This is a genomic window from Leclercia sp. LTM14, from assembly GCF_023736175.1.
Taxonomy (GTDB): domain Bacteria; phylum Pseudomonadota; class Gammaproteobacteria; order Enterobacterales; family Enterobacteriaceae; genus Enterobacter; species Enterobacter barmai.
This window is the reverse complement of the sequence record NZ_JAIKTT010000006.1, coordinates 245075-252235: the sequence shown is the minus strand read 5'-3', so window position 1 is coordinate 252235 and position 7161 is coordinate 245075. Positions and strand designations below refer to the sequence as shown.

The window sequence follows — 7161 nt, the reverse complement described above, 5'->3', positions numbered from 1 at the left end:
ACAGCCCCTCACCCCGGCCCTCTCCCCATAGGGGAGAGGGTGAAAACCGCACCGAACAGTCCCCTCTCCCCTGTGGGGAGAGGGTTAGGGTGAGGGGTGTATCTTAATTGTCGATGCCTTTGCTGCGCAGATAATCTTCATAATTACCGCTGAAGTCCACCACGCGCTCCGGCGTAATTTCAATCACGCGGGTCGCCAGCGAGCTCACGAACTCACGGTCGTGAGAGACGAAGATCAGGGTGCCCTGATACATCTCCAGCGCCATGTTCAGCGATTCGATCGATTCCATATCCAGGTGGTTGGTCGGTTCGTCCATCACCAGAATGTTCGGTTTCTGCATCATTAGCTTGCCGAACAGCATACGGCCCTTCTCACCACCGGAGAGCACCTTCGCCGGCTTTTTGATGTCGTCCTGGCTGAAAAGCAGACGCCCCAGGAAGCTGCGTACCACCTGCTCGTCGTCGCCTTCGGATTTCCACTGGCTCATCCAGTCGAAAACGGTCAGGTCGTTGTCGAAATCTTCGGCGTGATCCTGCGCGTAGTAACCAATCTGCGCATTCTCAGACCATTTCACGGTGCCGTTGTCAGGCTGAAGTTCACCCACCAGGGTTTTCAGCATGGTGGATTTACCCACGCCGTTGGCGCCGATGATCGCAATCTTCTCGCCCACTTCCAGCAGCAGGTTGAAGTTTTTAAACAGCGGACCATCGTCAAAGCCTTTGGTGAGGGCTTCCACTTCCAGCGCGTTACGGAACAGTTTCTTGTCCTGCTCGAAGCGGATGAACGGGTTCTGGCGGCTGGAGGCTTTAACCTCATCCAGCTTGATTTTATCGATCTGACGGGCACGCGAGGTGGCCTGACGCGATTTAGAGGCGTTGGCGCTAAAGCGGCTGACGAAGGATTGCAGGTCCGCAATCTGCGCCTTTTTCTTGGCGTTATCGGCCAGCAGACGCTCACGTGCCTGGGTCGCGGCAGTCATGTACTCGTCGTAGTTGCCCGCATAAACGCGCAGCTCGCCGTAGTCCAGATCGGCCATGTGGGTGCAGACCATGTTCAGGAAGTGACGGTCGTGCGAGATGATGATCATGGTGCTGTTACGCTCGTTCAGCGTCTGCTCCAGCCAGCGAATAGTGTCGATGTCCAGGTTGTTCGTTGGTTCGTCGAGCAGCAGGATGTCCGGGTTAGAGAACAGCGCCTGTGCCAGCAGAACACGCAGCTTCCAGCCTGGCGCAACTTCGCTCATCAGACCGTAATGCTGTTCAACCGGAATACCGACGCCGAGCAGCAGTTCACCGGCGCGGGATTCGGCAGAGTAGCCGTCCATTTCGCCGTAGAGGGTTTCGAGATCGGCCACTTTATAGCCGTCTTCTTCGCTCATTTCGGCAAGTGAGTAGATGCGGTCGCGCTCCTGCTTCACTTCCCACAGCTCAACGTGTCCCATGATCACCGTGTCAAGAACGGTGAACGCTTCGAAGGCGAACTGATCCTGACGCAGCTTACCGATGCGCTCGTTCGGATCGAGAGAAACGTTACCCAGCGTCGGCTCTAAATCGCCGCCGAGGATCTTCATGAAGGTGGATTTTCCGCTACCGTTGGCACCAATCAGGCCGTAACGGTTGCCGCCGCCAAATTTGACGGAAATGTTTTCGAACAGCGGCTTACTGCCAAACTGCATAGTGACGTTGCTGGTAACTAACACGGGAGATTCCTGCGAGAAGTGTGATAAACCCGGCATTATGCCACAATTCCGAAATGAGATCCCGTGTAACAACATGCCGCTAAACTTTAACGAAACGGAAAAAAGTGTGATTTAGTACACATCCGAATTCCATGCGGGGGGGAATGCACATATAATGCGCTCCCTGAACCGTTCTGACTTTTAATAACCTGCCAAGTGGCACAGATACCTCGCACACCATGAATATGAAATTAACTTCGCTTTTTGCAGCGGCGTTTGCCGTAGTAGGGTTTTGCAAGACCGCTTCTGCTGTCACCTATCCACTGCCAACCGACGGTAGCCGTCTGGTGGGTCAGAACCAGGTTGTGACCATTGAAGAAGGCAACACCCAGCCGCTGGAATATTTCGCAGCAGAATATCAGCTCGGCCTCTCCAACATGATGGAAGCCAACCCGGGTGTTGACCCTTACCTGCCGAAAGGCGGTACCGTGCTGAACATTCCTCAGCAATTGATCCTGCCGGATACTGTGCATGAAGGTATCGTTATCAACAGCGCCGAAATGCGTCTGTACTACTACCCGAAAGGCACCAACACCGTGATCGTGCTGCCTATCGGTATCGGCCAGCTGGGTAAAGATACCCCGATGAACTGGACCACCAAAGTTGAGCGTAAGAAAGCAGGTCCAACCTGGACCCCAACCGCGAAAATGCACGCGGAATACATCGCCGCGGGCGAGCCGCTGCCAGCCGTTGTTCCTGCTGGCCCGGATAACCCGATGGGTCTGTATGCGCTGTACATTGGCCGTCTGTATGCGATCCACGGTACCAACGCCAACTTCGGTATCGGTCTGCGCGTGAGCCACGGCTGCGTGCGTCTGCGTAACGACGACATCAAATTCCTGTTCGAAAACGTGCCGGTTGGGACTCGCGTGCAGTTCATTAACGAGCCGGTAAAAGCCACCACCGAGCCGGATGGCAGCCGTTACCTCGAAGTGCATAACCCGCTGTCTACCAGCGAAGACCAGATCAATAACAACGTGACGGTGCCAGTGACCCTGACCAGCAACGTGCAGGCCATCACCGGTCAGCCGGATGTGGATGCCACTATTGTGGATCAGGCGATTCAGAATCGTTCCGGGATGCCGGTTCGTTTGAACTGATTGCGGAATGTAAAATCAAAAAAGCGGGCTTCGAAGCCCGCTTTTTTATTGTCTGTTAGTGCTGCGTGCGGCAATGCCCGGCGGCGCTACGCTTGCCGGGCCTACGGGGCGAAATCATCCCCTCACCGCATCCCCAAACACCGCATAGTCCGGCAGCTGCACTTCCTGATACGGCTCCCATCCGCCGCCGAGCGCTTTATACAGCGCCACCAGATCCAGCGCACTTTGCACCCGGGCCTGATCGCGCTGCTGCTGCGCCTGCGCCAGCTGGCGCTGGGCATCCAGCACGTCGATAAAGGTGGCGATCCCCTGCCGGTAGCTGCTGCTCGCCAGATCGAAGGCGTTTTGCAGCGCATCGATGGTTTTGCTTAATCCTGCTTCCCGCTTCTGGTCGGTGCGGTAGCTGACCAGCGCGTTTTCCACATCCCCCAGCGCGGTGAGCACCGTCTGGCGGTAATCCAGCACGGCAGCGCCCTGCTGGGCGCGGGCCACCTTCACGCTGGAAACCAGCCGACCGCCCTGGAAGATGGGGATGGAGACCTGCGGCCCGACGCTGTAGAAGTGGCTGCTCCAGTCGGTCAGCCAGCTGGCTTCGCTGTTACGCAGGCCAAACTGGCCGCTGAGCGAGACGCTGGGGAACAGCTGCGCCACCGAGACGCCGATCTGCGCGGTGGCGGCATGAAGCCTGGCTTCGGCTTCCCGCACGTCCGGACGGCGTCGCGCCAGGGTGGAAGGAATGCCGGTGGGAACAATCTCCGGCAGCGCGGGCAGCGGTTTGCTGGCCTGCAGCTCGCCGTCCAGCGCGCCCGGCGGTTTGCCAAGCAGGATCGCCAGGCCGTTCATCGCCTGTCGCGCCTGGGCTTCATATTGCGGAAGCTGCGCCTCCAGGTTGCCGAGCTGGGCGCGGGCGTTCTCCACGTCCATCTGCGGCGACAGGCCGCCGCGCTGGCGGCTGTCGGTGAGCTCCAGCGTCTGCCGGGCGCTCTCGATCTGGGTGTTGAGGGTGGCGATAGAACTCTGGGCCCCGCGCAGCTGGAGCCAGGCGCGGGCGACTTCCGCCTCCAGCGACACCAGGGCGTCGTTGCGCTGCTCGATGGCCGCCTGCTGCTGGGCGTTGGCGGCCTCCACCTGACGGCGCACTTTGCCCCATAGATCCAGCTCCCACTGGGCGTCAAAGCTGCCCTGATAAAGGTTAATCGGCTGGGTCAGCGGCCCCAGCGCGCCGCGCAGTTCAGGATCGACATCGTCCAGCTGGTCGTAGACGCCGTGGGATTTCAGCTCCCCTTCCAGCCCCAGCTGCTGCCGGGTGGCCTGCAGGTTGCCGTTCACCGCCGGGAAGAAAGCTCCGCCCGCCTGGTTGATCTGCTCCCTCGCGCCGGCGATGCGCAGCACGGTTTGCTGCAGCGACAGGTTACCGGCGATGGCGCGCTCAATCAGGCTGTCGAGCTGCGGATCGGCGAAGGTTTTCCACCAGCGAGGGTTGGTCGCGCTTGATGCGGCTTGCGATTTCACGCCCCGGTCCCCCGGATCGTTCCAGTGGGTCGGGGTCTGCGGTACGGGCTGCTGATAATCAGGCCCCACGGCGCAGCCCGCCAGCATCAGCATTAACATCAGGGGACTTAAACGTCGAATCATCAGTGTGCTCCTGCACTCCCCTCGCTCTTAACCGGCGAGAGCAACAAACAAAACGGGATCAGTAAAAGGGCCACGACGCTCAGAATGGTGAAGACGTCCACGTAGGCCAGGAAACGCGACTGTTCGATCATCACCTGGTACATGCGCCCGGTGGCGATACCGGCGGGATCGCCCACCTGGGTGGTGAAGTTCTGCACCGCCTGCGCCATCTCACGCAGCGTCTGCTGGAACGGCTCGTCAAACGCCGAGGTGTGCGTCGCCAGATGGGCGCTGTGGGCCTGCGAGCGCTCGGTGATGGCCGCCGTCGAGAGCGAAATACCCACCGACCCCGCCACGTTGCGGAACATGGTAAAGAGCGCCGCGGCGTCGGCGTTCAACTGTCGGGGGATCGAGATAAAGGCGATGGTGGTCAGGGGCACAAACAGGAACCCCAGCCCAATCGACTGGGCGCTGCGGAACAGCACCAGCGTCTCGAAGTCGATGTCCGGCGTCAGCGTGCGCGACCAGAAGAATGACACCGCCAGGCAGGTAAAGCCGAAGGCGATGATCCAGCGCGTCTGCACGATTGGCATCAGCTTCAGCACCAGCGGAATGGTCAGAACGATGAGGATCGCGCCGGGCGAGAGCACCAGCCCCGACCAGGTGGCGGTATAGCCCAGATCCTGCTGCGCCAGCTGGGGGATCACCACCGAACTGCCGTAAAGGATCATCGCCATACCGGCCATCAGCAGGCTGGAGACGGCGAAGTTTTTATCCTTCATGCAGTGCAGATCCACCACCGGTTTTTTGGCGTACAGCAGCCAGTAGATGGCCCCGATAATGCCTATCAGCGTCAGCACGGCGAAGGTGCGGGTAAAGTTCGAGTTAAACCAGTCTTCGTCCTCACCCCGGTCGAGCATCACCTGCAGGCAGCCCAGCCCAAGCGCGATAAGCCCGATCCCCGTCCAGTCGATGGGGATCTTCTCTTTTGATTTGCTCTCCCAGGGCGGATCCTCCAGCAGCTGGTAGATGGCCAGCACCGTCACGATCCCCACCGGGATGTTGATAAAGAACACCCAGCGCCAGGAGTAGTTATCGGTGATCCAGCCCCCGAGCGTTGGCCCGAGCACCGGGGCAACGATGATGGCGATGGACGACAGGCCAAAGGCTTTACCGCGATCTTCCGGCTTGAAGTAGTCGAGCAGCACCGACTGCTGGGTGGGCTGGAGCCCGCCGCCGAAGAAGCCCTGCATGATGCGGAAAAGAATGATCTGCCACAGCTCGGTGGCGATCCCGCACAGGAAGGAGCAGACGGTGAACATCACGATGCAGATCAGGAAGAACTGCTTGCGGCCAAAGACCCGGCTCAGAAACGCCGAGATGGGCAGCACGATGCCGTTGGCCACCAGATAGCTGGTGAGCACCCAGGTGGATTCGTCGTAGCTGGCCGAAAGCGACCCCGCCACGTGGGGCAAGGCCACGTTGACGATGGTGGTGTCGAGGATCTCCATAAACACCGCGAGGGTGACGACAATCGCCACCGCCCACGGGTTGCTGGCGGGCCGCCAGTTTTCGTGGCTGTGGTCGGTCATTCCACGGTGACCTTCGGTTCAACCGACAGACCGAGCGGCAGCGGCATGTTGGGATCCAGTCCTTTATCGATAACGATTTTCACCGGCACGCGCTGGACGATCTTCACGAAATTACCGGTGGCGTTCTCCGACGGGAAGGCGGCAAAGCGCGAGCCGCTCCCCTGCTGGATGGAGTCGATATGCCCTTCCAGCTCCAGATCCGGCCAGGCGTCAACGCTCAGCGTCACCTTGTTGCCAGGGCGCATCCGCTCCAGCTGGGACTCTTTAAAGTTGGCGACCACCCAGATATCGGTCGAAACCAGCGAGAAGAGCGCGGTGCCCGCCTGCACCAGGGTGCCGGTCTGGACGTTGCGTTTGGTGACGTAACCGTCAAAGGGGGCGCGGACCTCGGTGTAGGAGAGGTTCAGCTCGGCGGTCTCAAGCTGGGCGCGCGCCTGCTCGACCTGACGCTCCCGGGCTTCGACGTTGGTCTCCTGCTGGCGGATTTGCAGCTGCACCTGGGAGGCCACCTCAAGCTGGGCTTTGGCGCTGGCAAGCTGAGCCTGGGCGCTGCGCAGCTGGGCGTTGGCCGCGTCGATACTCTGTTGCGTGGTGGCGCGGGGATCGACGCCGCGCTGGCGGCGGTATTCCGCCTGGGCATTAGCGAGATCGGCCTGGGCTTTGATCACCTGGGCGCTGGCTTCATCGCGCTGGGCGGGATATTGCACCTTCGAGAGGGCGAGCTGCGCCTGAGCCTGATGCAGCTGGGCTTCGGCGAGACCAAGCTGGGCTTTGGCCTGATCGCGCTGGGCAGCCGTGTCCCGGGGATCGATAGTCACCAGCAAATCGCCTTTTTTCACCCGCTGGTTATCCCGCACCCGCAGTTCTGTGACATAGCCTGCGGTTTTTGGGGCAATTGTGACAGCGTCACCTTCGGTGAAGGCGTCGTCGGTGGTCTCCTGGTTACGGGTCATAAACCACCACACCAGCGCCACGATGACCATCACGATCACCACAATACCCAGAATAATCAGCGGCTTTTTGCCGGGGCGTTTACGTTCAGTCTCTTTATTATCGGTGTTTTCAGAGGAGTGATTTTCTTCTGCCATAGAACAGCATCCGTCCTGTTAGTGAGCGG

Annotated in this window: 5 protein-coding genes; 1 reads left to right on the top strand and 4 read right to left on the bottom strand. The window is 60.0% G+C overall.

What is annotated here, in order from left to right; genetic code table 11:
* Window positions 1-103 precede the first annotated feature (103 nt).
* Window positions 104-1699 carry an ABC-F family ATPase gene (locus K5I40_RS14710; RefSeq protein WP_039032698.1) on the bottom strand — a complete coding sequence of 532 codons (1596 nt, stop codon included), beginning with the start codon at window positions 1697-1699 and terminating at the stop codon, window positions 104-106.
* Window positions 1700-1917: 218 nt separating this feature from the next.
* Here K5I40_RS14710 and ldtB point away from each other — a divergent pair, with 218 nt between their 5' ends.
* Window positions 1918-2838, top strand: a complete 921-nt coding sequence (gene ldtB, locus K5I40_RS14705) for a L,D-transpeptidase (protein ID WP_039032699.1) — start codon at window positions 1918-1920, stop codon at window positions 2836-2838.
* Window positions 2839-2952: 114 nt separating this feature from the next.
* Here ldtB and K5I40_RS14700 read toward each other — a convergent pair whose 3' ends face one another.
* The 3 genes from K5I40_RS14700 to K5I40_RS14690 are packed head-to-tail and all read right to left on the bottom strand — an operon-like array spanning window position 2953 to window position 7132.
* Entirely contained in the window at window positions 2953-4476 is a 1524-nt protein-coding gene (locus K5I40_RS14700; protein WP_171029949.1) for an efflux transporter outer membrane subunit, read from the bottom strand.
* Window positions 4473-6044 carry a DHA2 family efflux MFS transporter permease subunit gene (locus tag K5I40_RS14695; protein WP_039032701.1) on the bottom strand — a complete coding sequence of 524 codons (1572 nt, stop codon included), beginning with the start codon at window positions 6042-6044 and terminating at the stop codon, window positions 4473-4475. Before K5I40_RS14695 ends, K5I40_RS14700 begins: the two co-directional genes overlap by 4 nt.
* Window positions 6041-7132: an HlyD family secretion protein gene (locus tag K5I40_RS14690; RefSeq protein ID WP_039032702.1), complete on the bottom strand. Its 1092-nt coding sequence runs from the start codon at window positions 7130-7132 to the stop codon at window positions 6041-6043. Before K5I40_RS14690 ends, K5I40_RS14695 begins: the two co-directional genes overlap by 4 nt.
* Window positions 7133-7161: the final 29 nt, after the last annotated feature.

What these genes read in the sequence shown, in the direction of transcription:
- K5I40_RS14695 (WP_039032701.1), bottom strand. Translation starts at nt 6,044, where the DNA reads ATGACCGACCACAGCCACGAAAACTGGCGGCCCGCCAGCAACCCGTGG.
- K5I40_RS14690 (WP_039032702.1), bottom strand. Translation starts at nt 7,132, where the DNA reads ATGGCAGAAGAAAATCACTCCTCTGAAAACACCGATAATAAAGAGACT.
- ldtB (WP_039032699.1), top strand. Translation starts at nt 1,918, where the DNA reads ATGAATATGAAATTAACTTCGCTTTTTGCAGCGGCGTTTGCCGTAGTA.